The sequence below is a fragment of the Plantactinospora sp. WMMB782 genome (assembly GCF_049179135.1).
GTDB lineage: Bacteria > Actinomycetota > Actinomycetes > Mycobacteriales > Micromonosporaceae > Plantactinospora.
Map to the genome: position 1 here is coordinate 2,391,202 of NZ_JBMHMC010000007.1, position 19,015 is coordinate 2,410,216.

Here is a 19,015-nt window from a genome sequence, read left to right on the forward strand (position 1 = left end):
GATGTCGCGGGTAAGGGAGTTCCCCCTGCCGGACCTCGGCGAGGGGCTGACCGAGGGCGAGATCCTCAAGTGGATGGTGCAGGTCGGCGACATCGTCGAGCTGAACCAGCCGGTGGTCGAGGTCGAGACCGCGAAGGCGGCGGTGGAGATTCCGGCGAAGTGGGCCGGCAAGATCACCGCGATCTTCCACGACGAGGGCACGGTGGTGGACGTCGGCTCGCCGATCTTCGCCGTGGACACCGACCCGGGCGCCGGTGACCTGCCGGAGCCGTCGGCGGCCTCGCTGGCCGCCGTCGACATCGCGCCCGCCGAGGGGGCCGTCGAGCCCGGCCTGATCGGCGGGCCCGCTCCGGGTGGCCGCACGGCGGTGCTCGTCGGGTACGGCCCGCGCACCGGCGCCGCGAAGCGCCGGCCGCGCAAGGGTGCCGGGGTACCGGCCGCGGCGAACGGCACTCCGGTGCCGGCTCCCGCCCCGGCTCCGACCCCCCAGCCGGTACGTCCGGCGGCTGCCCCGGTCGCCGAGCCGGTGCGTCCGGCGGCTGCCGCACCGGCACCCCGGACCGGTGGCACCGCTCCGGCCGGTGGGCTCGTACTGGCGAAGCCGCCGGTGCGCAAGCTGGCCAAGGATCTCGGTGTCGACCTGCGTACCCTGACCGGCTCGGGACCGCTCGGCTCGATCACCCGGGACGACGTACACCTGGCGGCGGCCGGTGCGGCGACGGCGGCCGAGCCGGCGCCGGTGGCCGGGGCCGCGACGGAGCCGGCCTTCGGGCCGGACCGGGAGCAGCGGATCCCGGTCAAGGGTGTCCGCAAGCTGACCGCGCAGAACATGGCGGCGTCGGCGTTCACCGCGCCGCACGTCACCGAGTTCCTGACCGTCGACGTGACCCGTTCGATGAAGGCGCTCGACCGGCTGCGCGGGCGGCGGGAGTGGCGGGACGTCCGGGTCTCGCCGCTGCTGCTGGTCGCCAAGGCGGTGCTGCTGGCGGTCCGCCGGCACCCGATGGTCAACTCGACCTGGGCCGGCGACGAGATCGTCGTCAAGGAGTACGTCAACCTGGGCATCGCGGCGGCGACCGAACGCGGCCTGATCGTGCCGAACATCAAGGACGCCGGCCGGCTCACGCTGCGTGAGCTGGCGGACGCGATGACCGGGCTGGTGCAGACCGCGAAGGCGGGCCGGACAGCTCCGGCGGACATGGCCGGCGGCACGCTGACCATCACGAACGTCGGCGTCTTCGGCGTCGACACCGGTACGCCGATCCTGCCCCCCGGCGAGTCGGCGATCCTCGCCTTCGGCGCGGTGCGGGAGATGCCGTGGGTGCACAAGGGCAAGGTCAGGGTGCGCCAGGTGACCACCCTCGGGCTCTCCTTCGACCACCGGATCATCGACGGCGAGCTGGGTTCGAAGTTCCTGCGTGACGTGGGCGACTTCCTGGCCGATCCGGAGGCGGCGCTGCTCGGCTGGACCTGACGGGCGGCAGGCACGCACACCCGGCACGGGGCGGCCGGTGTGCCCGGGGTTACTCCCGGGCACACCGGCCGTTGCCATTAGGTGTCGAAGAAACGACGCCCAGATTACCGACCGGCCTACGATTCTTAGGCTGGTGTCTCAGCTCACCTAATAATCGCTGGCAGCCTCCGCGTTCGCGAGGTTCAATGGACACCAGACGCGGACGACAACCGAATAGCCAGGGGGCGCGACACCATGAGCATGATCAACCGACTTCGTAACCGCCGGAACAGCGCGCGACGGGCGCGGGCGATCGAGCGGGCACTGCGGGCGACCGACTCGCCGGCTGTCCGCGACGAGATCCTGATCGCCGCCCAGCGTTTCTACGGCTGACCTCGACAGACTCCTCACCTCCTCCGCACCACGACGACGGCCCACCCGGAGCGCTCCGGGTGGGCCGTTGTCGTTTTCCACCCGCACGCCACCGGAGTACCGCCCCCGGGACACCGCCCGGTACGGTGGGCTCGGTCGTCGCCCGACCGGCCGGTAGGAGTGCGCCGAGCGGATCCCCGTTCGACTCGCCCGGATGGCCGGGGCCCCGGCGACCCGCGCTGCCCGGGCGGTGCCGGCCTGGACCGGCTACCGTGCGGGGAGCTTGCCCAGCCCGGTTTCACGCCGGAGTCGCCGGCCACCTGCCGGCGACCGGCGCGCGAGACCGGCGCGGCCGACATGTGATGGAGGAGGCGCGCGCATGACGTCCGAGGATCCGCAGCACCCCGGCCGGTGGCCGGACGAGGCTGCGCCGGGCGCCGCAGGCCCAGCCACGTACGGCAACCCCGCACCAGACCACGACGACCGGTTCCCGCCCCAGGGATCCGTTGGAACGCCACCGGCCGACCACGGCTGGGCTCCGCCACCCCCCGGGCGGGCCGGCACGCCGGCGGCCTGGAACGAAGCACCGGGCGGCGCCCCGGGCCACCCCGGCCCGGCCGGCTGGGCGGCAGCTCCGGGCGAAGGCCCGGGCACCCCCGGCCGCCCCGACGGCTCGTGGGGTCCGCCCCCGGAGCCCGCCGGCGCACCGCCGGCCCCGGAGAACTCGGGCTTCCCGCCGGAGTGGGGAAGCCCGCCCAACCAGCCGGGCCCGCCGCGCTGGACCGGCGCCGGCCAGCCCGCCGACCCGGCGGGCGGACCGCCGGGATATCCGGCCGGGCCGGCCCCGTCCGGCTACCCGGACCCGCCGGCCGGCGGTGCACCGGGTTCCCCGGGCCAGCAGTACGGCGCGCCGGCCTACCCGTCGGCGGCACCGGGCGGCCCCGCCTACCCGTCGGCGGCACCGGGAAGTCCGGCGTACCCGTCGGCGGCGCCGGGAAGTCCGGTCCAGGCCGCCGAGCGGCCGGGTTATCCGCCGGTCAACCGTCCGGCCATCCCCGATGCCGAGCCGTGGCCGGCCGCCGAGGCGTGGGGACCGGCCTCGTCCCGGGGCGATTCACCCGCCCGCCCCGAACCCGGCGGCCCGGGGAGCGACTATCCGCAGCGCCCGGCCGACCGGTCGCAGGCCGGCGAGCCCGAGGTGCCGCACGGCGACGCCCCGGAGGCGTCCGGCTGGGCACCCCAGGCACCGACCTGGTCGACCGGCGCCGGCGACGGCAGGCCCGGCCCGTTCGAGCCGTCCCGCCCCGACTTCGACAAGCGCGAGCCGGAGCTGGACCGCCGGGAGCCGGGCTTCGACCGACGCGAGCCCGATTTCGACCGGCGGGAGCCCGGCCTGGACCGGCGCGAGCCGGAGTTCGAGCGGCGCGAGCCGGAGTTCGAGCGGCGCGAGCCGGGCCTGGACCGGCGGGAGCCGGAGGGGCCGGCGTACCAACCGGGGCCGGGACCGGGGATCTCGCCGGGTAACGCCGTGCCACTGCCGCCGCAGGAGACCCGGATTCCGGGGGCCAGCCTGGCGGCTTCACCGCCCGTCGGCTATCCGCCGGCCGCCGACCGTCAGTCACCGGACCAGTACGGCCCGCCGGCCCGGGAACAGGGCGGCTGGGCGCCCGGGGTGTCCGAGGCGGCGGCACAGCCCGCAGCCACGCCGGGTGGCGCGGCGGTCGTACCGCAGCCCCGGGTCCCGACCGAGTCGGCGGTCGCCGGCCGGGTCTCCGTACCCGGGGCGTCGGGACAACCGGAATCGGTGGGTGCACCCGACCGGCCCGCCGGCCGGGCCGCGGCCGGCAGTGCCGCCGTACCCGCCGCAAGCCGGGTACTGCCGCCCGCCGACGTGGCCGCGGCGGTCGCCGTACCGGCGCCGCAGCCGCGGGTGTACGGCCGTCCGGCCGGTCCGGACGAGGCCGACCAGCAGTCGGGTCCGCCCGGCTGGGACGCCGACCGGCCGGGCTCACCGGCCGGCCCGGGCAACTGGGACGGCGAACGTCCCGGGGGCGCAGCCGGCGGTGGCTGGCACGGCGACCGGCCGGAAGCCGCCGAGGCCCGCCGCCCCGGCCCGACGGTCTACGGCGCGCCGCCGGGGCCGGATCGGCCGGAGCCGGGCCAGCAGGACGACGACTTCGCCGACGAGCCACCGGCAACCCGGGTGGCCGTTCCCGGTGCCCGGGCACCACTGCCCGACGCGCCGAACCGGCCGTCGAGCGGGTCGCCCTTCGCCGACCTGATCGCCCCCGCCGGCGTGCCCGGCCAGGGTGGCGTCGGAGTGGACGGACCCGGCCCGAACGGGCCGGCTCCGTTCGACGACGACCGTTTCGGCGGCTCCGGCCGGTCCGGACAGAACCGCTTCGGCGGGCCGGACCAGCCTGAACAGGACCGCTTCGGCGGGCCTGGACAGCCTGAACAGAACCGGTTCGGTGGAGCTGGCCAGCCTGAACACGACCCGTTCGGTGGGCCGGGCCGGTCCGAACAGGACCCGTTCGGTGGGACCGGTCGGGGTGGTCCGGATCGGTTCGGCGGACCCGCCTCGTTCGACGGTGAGCGCTTCGGCCGGCCGGGACACGACGGCCCGGGACATGACGGACCGGGACATGACGGACCGGGACACGACGGACCGGACCGCTTCGGCGGGCCTGGCCCGGCCGGTGGACCGTTCGGCGGCTCGGCTCCGGGTGGTGGCGGTCCCGCACCCTTCGACGGCGACCGCTTCGGCGGCTCGGCTCCGGGCAGTGGTCCCGCACCCTTCGACGGCGACCGCTTCGGCGGCGGGGGACCGGCCGGCCCCGGCCAGTTCGGCGCGTCCGCTCCGCCCGGCACCGACCGGTTCGGCGCGCCGCCCGGGTCGCCCGGCTTCGGGCCGCCTCCGGGGCAACCCGGCTTCGGGCCGGCGCCCGGACAGCCGCCCTTCGGCCCGCGACCCGACGGGGACGGCCTCGGATTCGGCCGCCCCGGCCCGGCCGGTGCCGGACCGGGCACGTACGGAGCGGCCGGGGCGGCCGGGGCGGGACCGGGCACGTACGGGGCGCCCGCCTCCTCCGGCCCGGGTTGGGACACCCCCGGTGACGGCGAGAAGAGCAGGTTCGACGCCTTCAAGCCGGAGGCGACGGAGACCGAGACCAGGACCGAGGCGCCGACGCCGCAGGTACGCAACGGCAAGGTGCTGTTCCTGGTACTGGTCGCGGCGGTCCTGCTGCTGGCGATCCCGCTGGGCACGCTCTGGCTGCTCGGCAAGATCGGCAGTGAGGACGCGGCACCGCCGTTCAACCCGGCGGTGGGCGCCTGTGTCAAGGACTCCGGCGGTACCCCGGTGATCGCGGACTGCGCCGAGCAGGGCGTCTTCAAGGTCGCCTCGAAGGTGACCGACAAGAACGAGTGCCCGGCGGACACCCCGCAGACGATCGTCGTACCGGACCGCAAGGAAGTGCTCTGCCTGCAACCGGCGACGGCACCGACCGGCGGATGACAGTCCGGTACGGCTGACTCGAACACCGCGCCCCGCCCGGCTTTCCGGGCGGGGCGCCATCGTCCGGCGCGATCCAGCGGCCACGCTGTGCGGCCCGACCCGACGGGTGGAGCGGAACCCGGACGGTCCACCGGAGCACAACGGCCGGGGCCCGGGAACGCCCGGGGCGACGGCATGGCAGGGTGACCGTATGGCTAATTCGCCCCGTGTCCGAGCGCCCGAGCTGAGGGGCCGCCGGTGGCTCAACACCGGCGGAGCGGACCTGACGTTGCAGGACCTTCGCGGCCGGATAGTCATCCTGGACTTCTGGACCTTCTGCTGTGTCAACTGCCTGCACGTGCTCGACGAACTGCGCCCGCTGGAGGAGAAGTACGGCGACGCCCTGGTGGTGATCGGGGTGCACTCGCCGAAGTTCGAGCACGAGCGCGACCCGGAGGCGCTGGCCGCCGCCGTCGAGCGGTACGGCGTCGCGCACCCGGTACTCGACGACGCCGAGATGGCCGTCTGGCAGCAGTACGCCGCGAAGGCGTGGCCGACGCTGAACGTGATCGACCCCGAGGGGTACGTCGTCGCCACGATGGCCGGCGAGGGCCATGCCGAGGGGCTGTCCCGGCTGCTCGACGAGTTGATCGCCACGCACGAGGCGAAGGGCACCCTGCACCGGGGCGACGGCCCGTACGTGCCGCCGGCCGAGCCGGAGACCGTGCTGCGGTTCCCGGGCAAGGCGATCGTGCTCGACGACGGACACCTGCTGGTCTCGGACTCGGCCCGGCACTCGGTTGTCGAGTTGGCCCCGGACGGCGAGACGGTGCTGCGCCGGATCGGTTCCGGCGGGCGGGGCCGGTCGGACGGGGCGGCCGAGCTGGCCCGGTTCGCCGAGCCGCAGGGCCTCTGCCGGTTGCCCGCGCACACCGCCGAGGTGGCCGGTTACGACGTCGTGGTCGCGGACACGGTCAACCACCTGCTCCGTGGCGTACGGCTGGCGACCGGTGAGGTGACCACGGTGGCCGGTACCGGTCGGCAGTGGCGCTCGACGGTGGACGACCACGCCCACGACGCGCTCGCCGCCGACCTCTCCTCCCCCTGGGACCTGGCCTGGTACGACGACCGGGTGATCGTGGCAATGGCCGGCATCCACCAGCTCTGGTGGTTCGACCCGGTGAGGCGGACCGTCGGCGTCTATGCCGGCACCACCGTCGAGGCGCTGCGGGACGGGCCGTTGCCGGACGTCTGGCTGGCCCAGCCGTCCGGGCTCTCGACCTCCGCCGACGGCCGTCGGCTGTGGATCGCCGACAGTGAGACCAGCGCGCTGCGCTACGTTTCCGACGGGGTGCTGCACACCGCCGTCGGGCAGGGACTCTTCGACTTCGGCCACGTCGACGGCCCGGCCGGGCAGGCACTGCTGCAGCATCCGCTCGGGGTCGGGGCGCTGCCGGACGGGTCGGTGCTGGTCGCCGACACCTACAACGGTGCGGTCCGGCGCTTCGATCCGGCAAGCGAGACCGTCTCGACGGTCGCCTCCGGGTTGGCCGAGCCGAGCGACGTCGTGCTGACCCCGGACGGCGGGGTGCTGGTGGTCGAGTCGGCCGCGCACCGGCTGAGCCGGCTGGCGCCCGGTGCGCTCACCGCCGCCGGTGCCAGCACTGTCGCCGGGAGCCGGCACCGTACCGAACGGCCGGCTACCGACCTCGCCGCCGGGGAGCTGACCCTGGACGTCGTCTTCGAGCCGCCGCCGGGGCAGAAGTTGGATTCCTCGTTCGGCCCGGCCACCCGGCTGGAGGTCTCCGCCTCCCCGCCCGAGCTGCTGCTGGACGGCGCCGGGGTGGGCACCGAGCTGTCCCGCCGGCTGGTGCTGAACGACCGGGTCAGCTCCGGGGTGCTCCAGGTGGTCGCCCAGGCTGCCACCTGCGACGCCAAGGCCGAGCACGCCGCCTGCCACCTGAGCCGCCAGGACTGGGGGGTGCCGATTCGGGTCACCCCGGAGGGTGCGCACCGGCTGCCCCTCGTGCTACGCGGCCTGGACAGCTGACGCCGACGGCCGCCGGACGAGCCGAGGCCCTGGACAGCTGGCGCGGGGGGCTCACCACGGGACGTGACCGGAACCACTTCGGCTTCACTACCTCCGAGTAACCTACGGTGCCGTAACCTGATTGGGTGAGTACCTCCGCCCCGCTCCGGCTGCGCCCCGTCGATCTCGGCAAGCCGCGGATGCGCGGCTGGCTGCACGCGTACGCCTTCTTCGTCGCGGTGCTGGCCGGGGTCGTGCTCTGCGCGGTCGCCGCGACCCGGCCGGGCTGGACGCCCCTGGTCAGCTGCCTTGTCTACAGTGTGACGGTCTGCGGCCTCTTCGGTACCAGCGCGCTCTACCACCGGCGGGTCTGGTCCGAACGCGGCTATCTGGTGATGCGCCGGCTCGACCACTCGATGATCTTCGTGTTCATCGCCGGCACGTACACGCCGTTCTGCCTCCTGGTGCTCTCACCGGCGAGCGCGGCGGTACTGCTGCTGATCGTCTGGGGTGGGGCGGTCGCCGGGGTGGCGATGAAGCTGGCCTGGCCGCACGCGCCCCGCTGGGTCTCCGCGCCGCTGTATCTCGCCCTGGGCTGGGTGGCCGTGGCGGTCCTGCCGGACATCCTGGACCGGGGCGGCGTGACCGTACTCGCGCTGCTGGTCGCCGGAGGTGCGGCCTACAGCGTGGGCGCCGTCTGCTACGCGCTGCGCCGGCCCAACCCGTGGCCCACCGTCTTCGGGCACCACGAGATCTTCCACGCCTGCACCCTGGTCGCGGCCATCTGCCACCACGTGGCGATCTACTTCGCCCTCTTCGCCTGATTCCCAGTCGCCGGGACACCCGCCCGGCGACGCACACCCGCCCGGCGACGCACACCCGACCTCGCCGGAACGCCGGACCTCGCCAGCACGCCTGACCCGGCCGGCAGCACGCCTGACCCGGCCGACGGGAATGCCGGCCGGGTGGCCTGCCTGTCGTCCGCCACTCGCAGCGGAGCCCGAGCCCGATCGGCCCGCGCCGTCAGAGCGGACGGCCCGGGCGCCGCACCTCGTGGTACTCCTCGACAACCTGCTCCTCCCGGACCGGCGCCCGCGGCTCGACCACGGGGGTGACGACGGTCCGGCGGCGGTTGCGCCAGAGGTAGCTGGTCATGACCAGCCCGGCCACGCCGGCGAGCATCAGCACCCAGCCGACGACCCTCAGGTTGAGCCAGCCCGTCTCGACGTCCACCGCGAAGGCGAGGATCGCGCCGAGAGCGAGAAGAAAGATACTTCCACCGATGCCCACTGTGCCGCCTCCTAGGCTGTCGACCGGTACCGGTTGCGCCGCTCCGGGCCACGGTCGCGGCACCCATCGACATACCCAGGCGTAACAGTTCCGAATCCGGCAAGCTGGATACGGCGTCGCTGTGCGGACGCGGCGCACCACCGGAACCCAGGGGAGGACGAACGTGACGGACAACGGCCCGGCCGGTGGAACCGGCGGCATCGGCGACTCCGGCGGGGCGGGGCGGCCGGACGTACCGGGGCGGACGCTGGTGCTGCTCCGGCACGCCAAAGCCGAACGGCCGGCCGCGGCGCCGGACGCCGAACGGCCGCTGACCGCCCGCGGGCACGCGGACGCGGCCGCCGCCGGTGCCTGGCTCGGCCACGGCGGTCACCTGCCGGCGGTGGTGCTCTGCTCGCCCGCGAAGCGCACCCGGCAGACCTGGCACGACGTCGCACTCGGCATGGCCGCGCCCCCGGCCCGCCCGCTCGGCCGGACCGCGACCGTTCCGGCCGGCCGGGCCGGCGGCGGCAGCGGTACGGCCACGTCCGGCAGTGCCGGCCAGCCCGCGGGCGCCACCACCGGCCAGACCTCGGGCGGCGGCGACGACCAGACCTCGGGCGGCGGCGACGGCCAGACCTCGGGCGGCGGCGACGGCCAGCTTGCCGGGCCCGGCGGTGCTGGCGCGGCGCCCGGTCCCGGGAGCACCGGTGCCGTGCCGTCGGTCCGGTACGAGCCGAGGATCTACCACGGACACGTCGCGGACCTGCTCGAACTCGTCCGGGGCACCGATCCGGAGGTGGACACGGTGCTGCTGGTCGGGCACAACCCGACCATCTCGGAACTGTCCACTCTGCTCGACCCGGTGCACGCCGCACCGGACGGGTTACGCACCAGCGGGATCGTCATCCACCGGTTCGACGGCGAGTGGGCGGACCTGGCCCCGCAGACCGGACCGATCGTGAAGTGGCACACCGCCCGGGGCTGAACCACCGACCGGCCGCCGGCCCGGACCGGTCGGCGGCGACCGGGCCGGGCACCGGGTGGGTGCCGTCAGGTGGGTGGGGCGCTCGGCGGCGGTGGATCCGGTGGCGGTGGCATCATCGCCGTCGGATGCGACAGCCTGTTCTCCTCGACGATCAGGGTCCGCGCCCGCTTCTTGCGGTCCTGCCAATACCACATGGTGGTGACCAGCACCGCGACCCCGGCCAGGATGAAGACCCAGCCGACCGCCCGGAGATCGAGCCACCAGACGTTCGCTCTGACCGCGAACGTCAGGATGGCTCCCAGGGTGAGAAGGAAAATTCCGGTACCGATGCCCATGTCCGCTGCACTCCCCCGTGCGATGGGTCGTGGGCTTTCATGACAAATCAGGTCAAACTGCTCCTAGCACCGCCTCAAGAATAGCGCGGCGGCCGGGGAGCAACAGCTCCACCGGCCGCCGGATATCAGCCCGCCCTGCGCCCCGTCTAGAAGGCTTCCTCGGGCAGGTCCATCAGCTCCAGGTCGGCGGCCTGCACGATCCGCCGGTCGGCGCCGATCCGGGGCAGTACCTCCCGGGCGAAGAACCGGGCAGCCGCCAACTTGCCGGTGTAGAACGCCTTGTCCGCCGCCGACACCTCGCCGCCCAGCGCCCGCAGCGCGACCTCGGCCTGCCGTTGCAGCAGCCAGCCGACCACCAGGTCGCCGACGGCGAGCAGGAAGCGCCGGCTGCTCAGCCCGACCTTGTACAGCGTCCGGGGGTCGCCGCTCTGCGCCTCGCCCAGCCAGCCCGTCATGGTGCCGAGCATCGCCTGCACCTCGCCGAGCGCCCGGCCCAGCGCGGCACGCTCCTCCTTGAGCTGTCCGTCGCCCGGTCCGGTCGCGCCGCTCGCGGCAGAGTCCGTGCCGGCCGGTTCGGTGCCGCCACCGGACTCCACGAACGCGGTGATCTCGCCGGCCACCGCCATCAGGCTGGTACCGCGATCCCGGACGATCTTCCGGAAGAAGAGGTCGAGGCTCTGGATCGCGGTCGTACCCTCGTAGAGGGTGTCGATCTTCGCGTCCCGGACGTACTGCTCCAGCGGGTAGTCCTGGAGGAAACCGGAGCCGCCGAACGTCTGCAACGACTCGTGCCCGAGCAGCTCGTAGGCGCGTTCCGAGCCGACACCCTTGACCAGCGGCAGCAACAGGTCGTTGACGCCCTTGGCGAGCTTGGCGCCCGCCTCGTCACCGCTCGCCTCGGCGAGGTTGATCCGGTCCTGCCAGGTCGAGGTGTAGCAGACCAGCGCCCGGAGGCCCTCGGCGTACGCCTTCTGGAGCATCAGGGAACGGCGGACGTCCGGGTGGTGCGTGATGGTGACCCGGGGGGCGTTCCGGTCCGACGAGAGCAGGTCGGCGCCCTGCACCCGGCTCTTCGCGTACTCCAGGGCGTTGAGGTAGCCGGTGGAGAGCGTGGCGATCGCCTTGGTGCCGACCATCATCCGGGCGTACTCGATGATCAGGAACATCTGCCGGATGCCGTCGTGCACGTCGCCGAGCAACCAGCCCTTCGCCGGTACGCCGTGCTCGCCGAAGGTCATCTCACAGGTGTTGGAGACCTTCAGACCCATCTTGTGCTCGAGGTTCGTCGCGTAGACGCCGTTGCGCTCGCCCAGCTCCCCGGTCTCCGGGTCGAAGTGGAACTTGGGGACGACGAACAGCGACAGTCCCTTGGTGCCCGGACCGCCGACGCCCTCCACCCCGACCGGCCGGGCCAGGACATAGTGGATGATGTTGTCGGTCAGGTCGTGTTCACCGCTGGTGATGAAGCGCTTGACGCCCTCGATGTGCCAGGAGCCGTCCGGCTGCGGGATCGCCCGGGTGCGGCCGGCGCCCACGTCCGAGCCGGCGTCCGGCTCGGTGAGCACCATTGTCGCGGCCCACTGCTTCTCGACGAAGAGCCTGGCCCACCTCTTCTGCTCCTCGGTGCCCTCGCGGTAGAGGGTGTAGGCGAAGGAGGGGCCGCCGGCGTACATCCACAGTGGGGCGTTGGCCCCGAGGATCAGCTCGGCGGCCGACCACCAGAGCGCCCGGGGCGCCATCGTGCCGTCCAGCTCCTCCGGCAGGTCCATCCGCCAGAACTCGGAGGCCATCATCGCCTGGTAGGACTTCTTGAACGCCTCGGGCAGCGGGGCGGTGTGCGCGGCCGGGTCGAAGACCGGCGGGTTGCGGTCGCTTTCGGCGTAGCTGGCCGCCAGGTCCTCCCGGGCCATCCGCTCGACCTCGGCGAGCACGCTCCGTGCGCTGTCGGCGTCCATGTCGGCGTACGGGCCGACGCCGAACGCCTGGTCCGCGCCGAAGACCTCGAAGAGGTTGAACTCCAGGTCGCGCCGATTGCTCCTGTAGTGGCTCATACGCCTCTGCCCCCCGGACACTCGCGAAGGTTACTCGGCAGTAACAGTAGCTATATTACTCGCGGGTAAGTCGAGGTGGTGCGCCCACTCCAGTGACCCGCGCCACAGTGACCGGAACCTGACGCCGGCGTGTGCGGGCGACCGGGACGCGGTCAGCTGTCGGCGGCGCCGACCTCCCAGCTCGGCACCCGGGAGGCGGTTGCCGAGTGCGGTCCCGGGTACTCCATCAGGACCAGCGCGATGTCGTCGTCGAGCCGGCCGCGCACCCACTCGACCAGGGCGGTCTCCAGCGAGGCCAGGCCGTCGGCGACGGTGCCGTGCCCGAGCAGCCGCCAGGCCCGGTCCACGGTCGGGAAGAACTCACCGTCCCGGCGTGCCTCGCCGAGCCCGTCGGTGAAGAGCAGCAGCCGGTCGCCGGGCTCCAGCCGCTCCACCCGGGGCCGGACCACCGGCATGAAGCCGAGCGGCGGCGCCGGTGCCGGCGGCTCCATCGGGATCACCTGACCACGCCGCAGCAGCAGGGGGGCCGGATGTCCACAGTTGACTATCGTGAGCGTGCCGCCCCGCTCCTCGACGAGTGCGGCGGTGACGAAGTCCTCGTCACCGACGTTGCGGGCCACCGCCCGGTCCAGGTCGGCCACGATCGCCCGCAGGTCCGCCCGCTCGTACGCCACGTGCCGGTAGGAACCGAGCACGATGCTGGCCAGCCGGACCGCGTCCAGCCCCTTGCCGCGTACGTCGCCGATGATGATCCGGACGCCGTACGGGGTGTCGATCGCCTCGTACAGGTCACCGCCGATGTCGGCGGCGGCGGTCGACGAGATGTAGTGCCCGGCCACGGCCAGGCTGCCGACCTGCGGGCCGAGCGGGCGCAGCACCGCCTGCTGGGCCACCGAGGCGAGCTTGGACAACTCGGCGATCCGTTCCTCCTGGCGCTGCCGGATCACCGCGAAGAGCGCCGCGATGGCCGTGCCCAGCACCACACCGACCAGGTTGACCGTGGTGGCCAGCGGCACCACCCGGTCGCTCCAGCCGAGCGAGCCGGCCAGCACGGTGGCGATCACGCCGACCGCCAGCACCACCCGCCAGGAGGCGAAGGCGGCGGCCAGGAACGGGGCCGCCGCGACCAGCCCGACATAGTTGACCTTCGAGTCGTCGGCGAACTCCACCACCGAGACGAGCGCGAGCAGCACGAGGGCCGCGCCGAGACCGGCGCGGGAACCTTGGCTCAGCGGGCGACGGCCCGGTGGCATCAGTCGCATGGGTACGCGGAACAGCATGCCTGATCGACGACCGCGATTGTACGAAGTTGACTCCTCGTCCGATCGGGTTCTGGCCACCCGGTGCATCCCACCGGTCCAGATCCGCCGGATCTTGTCGCCGGGTCAGCCAACCGTTGCCAGTCGAATGAACATTCCTCGATCACGTCACGCGTCCGGCCGACGACGGACAGGGCGGCCGGGCGAGCCCGGGGCACGCCGGGACCCTCAGCCGAGGACCTCGTAGCGCACGTCGACGTGGCCGAGGCTCAGCGCGGCGACCGCCTCGAAGGCCGCCCGGGACAGGTCGATGCAGCGGCCCTCGACGAACGGCCCACGGTCGTTGATCCGGACCACCACCGACCGGCCGTTGTCCGGGTTCGTCACCCGGACCCGGGTGTCGAAGGGCAGGGTCCTGTGCGCCGCGGTCAGGGCGTTCGGGTCGAATGCCTCGCCGTTCGCGGTGACCTGCCCCTGGTCGTAGTAGGAGGCGCCGCAGGAGCCGGTGTCCACCACCCGGGCCGTCGGGCTGCCCGCCGGCCGCTTGCCGGCCGGCTTCTTCGCGGGGCTGGTCCGGCTCGGCGTGGCCCGGGAGCTGGCCCGGGAGGCACGCTCGGGCGACCGGGCCGGCGTCGGCGTCACCGCCTCCGGGGTGGGCGACGCCGTCACCGGTCCGCCGGGGCCGGCCGGAGTCGTCGGGTCGGCCAGGGCCGGCGCCGGGGCGGAGTCGGCGACCGGCTCGGTGCCGAGCCGCACCATCCCGGCCGCGCCCGCACCGACCAGCGCCACGGCGACCGCACCGGCCGCCAGCACGCCGGTCGGCCAGCGCAGGATCCGAACTCGGGAATGCTTCCCAGCCACCGCAACGTCCTTCCCCGGCTACGACATGGATCGGGTCGGACCGTAACGAGGGTGGCACTTCGGAAGTCAACGTGATCATCTGCTTTCGCCCGGTTATGTGCCGAAACGTGTAGCCGATCATCCGACCCGGCGTGGGTCGGACGTGCGGCGTACGGGTTGGAGACCGTGCGGCGTACGGGTTGGAGCGGGGATGCCGCAGGATGGTTCCCGTGCGGGCGGAACTGAGCAGGCGGCTGGTCGGGGCGTTCCGGTGGACCGACCCGGGGCCGGAGAGCACGCACCTGGTCAGCGACGTCTCCGGCTGGTGGCGTGATCCGCAGCTACTCGCCGGGCTCGGCCCCGCGCTGGCCGAGCCGTTCCGGGCCGCCCCGCCCACCGTCGTGGTCGCTCCCGAGGTGACCGGCCTGCTGCTCGGCCCGCTGGTGGCGACCGCGCTGGGCGCGGGATTCGTCCCGGCGTACAAGAACACCGGTCAGCGGCGGATCGCCGAGCCGACCACCTGGGCCTGGACCGGGTACGACTACCGGGAACGCCGGCTCGCCCTCGGGGTACGGGACCGGCACCTGGGCCCCGGCGACCGGGTACTCGTGGTGGACGACTGGCTGGCCAGCGGCGCCCAGGTACGCGCCCTGCACGAGATCGCCACCCGACGCGGCGCCACAGTCCTCGGCACGGCCTGCCTGGTCGCCGCCGCCCCGCCGGAGACACTCGCGGAACTGCGCGTCACGCACCTGCTGACCGAGGCCGACCTGCACCCCTGACCGCCCGGCCCGACCCGTTCGCCACGCTCCGTTGCCGGCCCTCACCGCACTCCGTTGCTGAACCTTCGCCGCACTCCGTTGCTGAACCTTCGCCGCACTCCGTTGCTGACCTTCGCCGCGCTCCGTTGCTGGTCAGCGGGTTATCCACAGGGTGATGAAGTTCTCCACAGGTTGTTCACAACGCGGGCGAGGTTTCCGCACGACGGCTTTCTACAGTCAGGGGCATGACGCAACGCCGGATCCTGGTCGTGGAGGACGAGCGCACCATCGCCGAGTCGGTGGCCGCCCGGCTGCGGGCCGAGGGCTTCCTGGTGGAGATCGCCCGGGACGGGCCCGGTGCCGTCGAGGCGTTCCGGACCGGCCGGCCCGAACTGGTCGTCCTCGACGTGATGCTGCCCGGCTTCGACGGCCTGGAGGTGTGCCGGCGGATCCAGGCCGACCGGCCGGTCCCGGTGCTGATGCTGACCGCCCGGGACGACGAGACGGACCTGCTGGTCGGGCTCGCCGTCGGCGCCGACGACTATCTCACCAAGCCCTTCTCGCTGCGCGAACTCGCCGCCCGGGTGCACGCGCTGCTGCGTCGGGTCGACCGGGCCACGAGTGCGGTCCGCAACGGCACCGGGATCCTCCGGCTCGGCGACCTGGAGATCAACCAGGCCGAGCGGCGGGTCCGCCGGGACGGCGTCGAGGCGCACCTGACGCCCACCGAGTTCGACCTGCTGACGCACTTCGCCAACCGGCCCCGGACGGTACTGCCCCGGGAGCGGCTGCTCGCCGACGTCTGGGGCTGGGCCGACGGGTCGGGCACCCGTACCGTCGACAGCCACGTCAAGGCGCTGCGCCGCAAGCTCGGCGCCGACCTGATCCGCACCGTGCACGGTGTCGGCTACGCGCTGGAGGTACGGCCGTGACCGGTTTCTGGACCGGCGTCAACCGGACGCTCGACGTGCTGCCCCGGCCGCTGGACCCGATCTGGTCGATCAAACTGAAACTCGGCATCCTGATGGTCGGCTCCGGTGCCGCCGGGATGGCCGTCTTCATCGTCGGCATCGGCTGGCTGCCGCCGTGGACCACCGGGACGGCGGTCCTGCTGGCCCTGCTCACCTCGCAACTGCTGGCCCACGGCATGACCTCGCCGCTGCGCGAGATGACGGCGGCGGCCCGGGCGATGGCCCGGGGTGACTACACCCGGCGGGTCCGGGCCAGCTCCCGGGACGAGGTGGGCACCCTGGCGGCGGCGTTCAACCAGATGGCCGGCGACCTGGCCGAGGCCGACCGGCGCCGCCGGGAGCTGATCGCGAACGTGTCGCACGAACTGCGTACCCCGATCACCGCCCTCCAGGGCGTGCTGGAGAACATCGTCGACGGGGTGGCCGAGCCGGACCTGCCGACGCTGCGGGTGGCACTGGCCCAGACGGAACGGCTCGGTCATCTGGTCGCCGACCTGCTCGACCTCTCCCGGCTGGACGCCGGGGTGCTGCCGCTGCGCCGGCAGGACGTCGACGTGGCGGACTTCCTGGCCGAGGTGATCCAGCAGGCCACGGTGACCGCGGCCGGCGCCGGGCGGGACGTCCGGTTCGAGGTACGCCAGCACTCCGCGCCGCTGACCGTGCCGGCCGACCCCCGGCGGCTGCACCAGGTCTTCGCCAACCTGCTGGACAACGCGGCCCGGCACAGCCCGCCCGGCGGCACCGTACTGGTCGCCGCGCAGCGGGTCGGCGACGAGCTGCGGTTCGAGGTGACCGACGAGGGCGAGGGGATCCCGGCCCGGCTCCGCCCGGAGGTCTTCGAACGCTTCACCCGGGGCGAGCGGACCAGCGACGGCGGTACCGGGCTGGGCCTGGCCATCGCGCACTGGGTGGTCGAGCTGCACGGCGGGACGATCGCGGTCGCCGACCGTCCCCTGGTCGAACCGACCGTTCCGGGCCGCTCGGCCCGCCCGGCCGGCTGTCAGATCAGGGTGAGCCTGCCGACGGTGGCCCCGGCGGCCGGCGACCACTCCGCCGTGCTGGTGGAGCGCTGACGGCCCGGCCGGGGGTCGACTTGACATTCCCGGCCAGGCGGTGAGACTGCCGGGGTGGCCATCCCGATCGATCGGCAGCCGGAGCCGGGGCGCCCCGGTCCGCCGCGCCGGACCCGGGTGGTGCTGGCCGAGGTGGCCCGCAGCGGCAGCGGCGCCGAGCGGACCCGGGCCGAGCTGTCCCAGCAGACCCAGGTCGGCGACGCGCTGCTCCGCGGGCTGATCCGCGCCCAGCTCGCGCTGGCGCTGCGGCTGTCGCTGGTGGTCGGGATCGGGCTCGGCGGGCTGCCGCTGCTCTTCGCGATCGCCCCGGAGGTCGGCGCGGCGAAACTGTTCGGGGTGAACCTGCCGTGGCTGCTGCTCGGGGTGGCCGCCTTCCCGTTCCTGGTCGCCGCCGGCTGGGCGTACGTGCACCTGGCCGAGCGCAACGAGCAGGACTTCGTCGACGTGGTCCAGCGGCCGGAGCGCTGAGGTGGGCAACGCGTACACCGTGCCGGCGATCATCGTGGTCACCCTGGTCACGGTCGCGATCGGCTTCTACGGGCTGACCCTGGCCCGGACCACCTCCGACTTCCTGGTGGCGTCGAGGATGGTCAGCCCGACCTGGAACGCGGCGGCGATCGGCGGGGAATACCTGTCGGCCGCATCCTTCCTCGGCATCGCCGGCCTGATCCTCAAGTACGGCGTCGACGTGCTCTGGTATCCGGTCGGTTTCGCCGCCGGCTATCTGGCGCTGCTGCTCTTCGTGGCCGCGCCGCTGCGCCGCTCCGGCGCGTTCACCCTGCCCGACTTCTGCGAGCTGCGGCTCGGCTCCCGGCGGCTGCGCAAGCTGGCCACCGCCTTCGTCGTCTTCATCGGCTGGCTCTATCTGGTGCCGCAGTTGCAGGGCGCCGGGCTGACCCTGACCACGGTCGCCGGTGGGCCGTACGAGCTGGGTGCGCTGCTGGTCGGGGCGGTGGTGACCGCGAACGTGGCGCTCGGCGGGATGCGGGCGGTCACCTTCGTGCAGGCGTTCCAGTACTGGCTCAAGCTGACCGCGCTGGCGGTACCCGCGATCTTCCTGGTGCTGCACTGGCAGGCCGACGCCCGGCCGCCGGTGACCCCGGTCGGCGGCTCGGTCTTCCCGGCCGCGACCACGGTGGTGGTGGAGGAGCGGGCGACGCTGACCCTGCCGGACGGCGCCACCCGGGAGGTACGCCCCGGTGAGGAGTTGTCGTTCGCCGCCGGTGACCCGGTGCCGGAGATCTCCAGCGTCGACGCGGCCGGCGGGCTGGAGTGGCTGCTGCCGAGCACGGCCGGGGACGACGACCGGGGGCTCTTCGCCACCTACTCGCTGATCCTGGCGACCTTCCTCGGCACGATGGGGCTGCCGCACGTACTCGTCCGCTTCTACACGAATCCGGACGGCGCGGCGGCCCGGCGTACCACCCTGGTGGTGCTGGCCCTGGTCGGCGCCTTCTATCTCTTCCCGACCCTGTACGGCGTACTCGGCCGGATCTACACCCCGCAGTTGCTGCTCACCGGGCGTACCGACGCGGTGGTGGTGCTGCTGCCCGGCGCGGCGCTCGGCGGCGGGCTGACCGGCCAGTTGCTGGCCGCGCTTGTCGCCGCCGGTGCGTTCGCCGCCTTCCTCTCCACCTCCTCCGGGCTGCTCACAAGCGTGGCCGGGGTGCTCTCCACCGACGTGCTCGGCCGCGGCTCGGTACGCGACTTCCGGCTGGCCACCGTGGTCGCCGGGCTGGTGCCGATGGTGCTGGCGCTGAACGTCTCCGGGCTGGACGTCTCCCAGGTCGTCGGGCTGGCCTTCGCGGTGGCCGCGTCGAGTTTCTGCCCGCTGCTGGTGCTCGGCATCTGGTGGCGCGGCCTGACCGACGCGGGCGCGGCGGCCGGGATCCTGGCCGGCGGTGGCGCGGCGGTCGGCGCGGTGCTCTTCACCGTGGTCGGCCCGGAACTCACCGGCTGGCCGGCGGTGCTGATCGCCCAGCCGGCCGCCTGGACCGTGCCGCTGGCCTTCACCGTGATGGTGACGGTCTCCTGGGTTACCCGCCGCCGGGCCCCGACCGACGTCGCCGCGACGATGCTGCGGTTGCACGCCCCGGAGACCCTCCGGCTCTGACCGCG

At 73.7% G+C, this 19,015-nt stretch carries 15 protein-coding genes and 1 pseudogene; 11 read left to right on the forward strand and 5 right to left on the reverse strand.

Translation table 11 applies throughout. The annotated features are described in order from the left end of the window. Window position 1: 1 nt before the first annotated feature. The 5 genes from ACN28A_RS12950 to trhA all read left to right on the forward strand — a co-directional run bounded on the left by ACN28A_RS12950 (window position 2) and on the right by trhA (window position 8,174). Window positions 2-1,474, forward strand: coding sequence for a dihydrolipoamide acetyltransferase family protein (locus tag ACN28A_RS12950; RefSeq protein WP_421395307.1), 1,473 nt, complete (start codon window positions 2-4; stop codon window positions 1,472-1,474). 234 nt (window positions 1,475-1,708) lie between these two features. Next, window positions 1,709-1,846, forward strand: coding sequence for a hypothetical protein (locus tag ACN28A_RS12955; RefSeq protein WP_421395308.1), 138 nt, complete (start codon window positions 1,709-1,711; stop codon window positions 1,844-1,846). Between the two features lie 358 nt (window positions 1,847-2,204). After that, a complete protein-coding gene (locus ACN28A_RS12960) occupies window positions 2,205-5,342 on the forward strand; it encodes a hypothetical protein (RefSeq protein WP_421395310.1) in 3,138 nt (1,045 codons plus the stop codon). A gap of 190 nt (window positions 5,343-5,532) precedes the next feature. Continuing rightward, a complete protein-coding gene (locus ACN28A_RS12965) occupies window positions 5,533-7,371 on the forward strand; it encodes an NHL domain-containing thioredoxin family protein (RefSeq protein WP_421395311.1) in 1,839 nt (612 codons plus the stop codon). 125 nt (window positions 7,372-7,496) lie between these two features. Further along, entirely contained in the window at window positions 7,497-8,174 is a 678-nt protein-coding gene (trhA, locus tag ACN28A_RS12970; RefSeq protein ID WP_421395313.1) for a PAQR family membrane homeostasis protein TrhA, read from the forward strand. Window positions 8,175-8,373: 199 nt separating this feature from the next. Here trhA and ACN28A_RS12975 read toward each other — a convergent pair whose 3' ends face one another. After that, a complete protein-coding gene (locus tag ACN28A_RS12975) occupies window positions 8,374-8,640 on the reverse strand; it encodes a DUF6458 family protein (protein WP_421395315.1) in 267 nt (88 codons plus the stop codon). Window positions 8,641-8,839: 199 nt separating this feature from the next. On the opposite strand from ACN28A_RS12975, the pseudogene ACN28A_RS12980 reads away from it, so the two are divergent. Further along, window positions 8,840-9,085 (forward strand): annotated as a pseudogene (locus ACN28A_RS12980) (histidine phosphatase family protein); the annotation flags it as partial. A gap of 587 nt (window positions 9,086-9,672) precedes the next feature. On the opposite strand, the gene ACN28A_RS12985 reads toward ACN28A_RS12980, so the two are convergent. The 4 genes from ACN28A_RS12985 to ACN28A_RS13000 all read right to left on the reverse strand — a co-directional run bounded on the left by ACN28A_RS12985 (window position 9,673) and on the right by ACN28A_RS13000 (window position 14,113). Beyond that, complete coding sequence (locus tag ACN28A_RS12985; protein ID WP_421395317.1) at window positions 9,673-9,942, reverse strand: DUF6458 family protein; 270 nt, start codon at window positions 9,940-9,942, stop codon at window positions 9,673-9,675. A 146-nt stretch (window positions 9,943-10,088) separates the two neighbouring features. Beyond that, entirely contained in the window at window positions 10,089-11,993 is a 1,905-nt protein-coding gene (locus tag ACN28A_RS12990; protein WP_421395319.1) for an acyl-CoA dehydrogenase, read from the reverse strand. Window positions 11,994-12,145: 152 nt separating this feature from the next. Next, window positions 12,146-13,273 carry a PP2C family protein-serine/threonine phosphatase gene (locus ACN28A_RS12995; RefSeq protein ID WP_421395321.1) on the reverse strand — a complete coding sequence of 376 codons (1,128 nt, stop codon included), beginning with the start codon at window positions 13,271-13,273 and terminating at the stop codon, window positions 12,146-12,148. A 207-nt stretch (window positions 13,274-13,480) separates the two neighbouring features. Further along, window positions 13,481-14,113, reverse strand: coding sequence for a septal ring lytic transglycosylase RlpA family protein (locus tag ACN28A_RS13000; RefSeq protein WP_421395323.1), 633 nt, complete (start codon window positions 14,111-14,113; stop codon window positions 13,481-13,483). A gap of 209 nt (window positions 14,114-14,322) precedes the next feature. Between ACN28A_RS13000 and ACN28A_RS13005 the strand changes: the two genes are divergently transcribed. From ACN28A_RS13005 to ACN28A_RS13025, 5 genes are all read left to right on the forward strand, one after another. Beyond that, window positions 14,323-14,874, forward strand: a complete 552-nt coding sequence (locus ACN28A_RS13005; RefSeq protein ID WP_421404349.1) for a phosphoribosyltransferase family protein — start codon at window positions 14,323-14,325, stop codon at window positions 14,872-14,874. A gap of 224 nt (window positions 14,875-15,098) precedes the next feature. Further along, window positions 15,099-15,785: a response regulator transcription factor gene (locus tag ACN28A_RS13010; protein ID WP_421395324.1), complete on the forward strand. Its 687-nt coding sequence runs from the start codon at window positions 15,099-15,101 to the stop codon at window positions 15,783-15,785. After that, window positions 15,782-16,897: a sensor histidine kinase gene (locus tag ACN28A_RS13015; RefSeq protein ID WP_421395325.1), complete on the forward strand. Its 1,116-nt coding sequence runs from the start codon at window positions 15,782-15,784 to the stop codon at window positions 16,895-16,897. Before ACN28A_RS13010 ends, ACN28A_RS13015 begins: the two co-directional genes overlap by 4 nt. A 60-nt stretch (window positions 16,898-16,957) precedes the next feature. Further along, window positions 16,958-17,365, forward strand: coding sequence for a hypothetical protein (locus tag ACN28A_RS13020; RefSeq protein ID WP_421404351.1), 408 nt, complete (start codon window positions 16,958-16,960; stop codon window positions 17,363-17,365). A 1-nt stretch (window position 17,366) separates the two neighbouring features. Continuing rightward, window positions 17,367-19,010, forward strand: a complete 1,644-nt coding sequence (locus ACN28A_RS13025; protein ID WP_421395327.1) for a cation acetate symporter — start codon at window positions 17,367-17,369, stop codon at window positions 19,008-19,010. Window positions 19,011-19,015: the final 5 nt, after the last annotated feature.

What these genes read in the sequence shown, in the direction of transcription:
- ACN28A_RS12950 (WP_421395307.1), top strand. Translation starts at nt 2, where the DNA reads ATGTCGCGGGTAAGGGAGTTCCCCCTGCCGGACCTCGGCGAGGGGCTG.
- ACN28A_RS12955 (WP_421395308.1), top strand. Translation starts at nt 1,709, where the DNA reads ATGAGCATGATCAACCGACTTCGTAACCGCCGGAACAGCGCGCGACGG.
- ACN28A_RS12960 (WP_421395310.1), top strand. Translation starts at nt 2,205, where the DNA reads ATGACGTCCGAGGATCCGCAGCACCCCGGCCGGTGGCCGGACGAGGCT.
- ACN28A_RS12965 (WP_421395311.1), top strand. Translation starts at nt 5,533, where the DNA reads ATGGCTAATTCGCCCCGTGTCCGAGCGCCCGAGCTGAGGGGCCGCCGG.
- ACN28A_RS12985 (WP_421395317.1), bottom strand. Translation starts at nt 9,942, where the DNA reads ATGGGCATCGGTACCGGAATTTTCCTTCTCACCCTGGGAGCCATCCTG.
- ACN28A_RS12990 (WP_421395319.1), bottom strand. Translation starts at nt 11,993, where the DNA reads ATGAGCCACTACAGGAGCAATCGGCGCGACCTGGAGTTCAACCTCTTC.
- ACN28A_RS12995 (WP_421395321.1), bottom strand. Translation starts at nt 13,273, where the DNA reads ATGCTGTTCCGCGTACCCATGCGACTGATGCCACCGGGCCGTCGCCCG.
- ACN28A_RS13010 (WP_421395324.1), top strand. Translation starts at nt 15,099, where the DNA reads ATGACGCAACGCCGGATCCTGGTCGTGGAGGACGAGCGCACCATCGCC.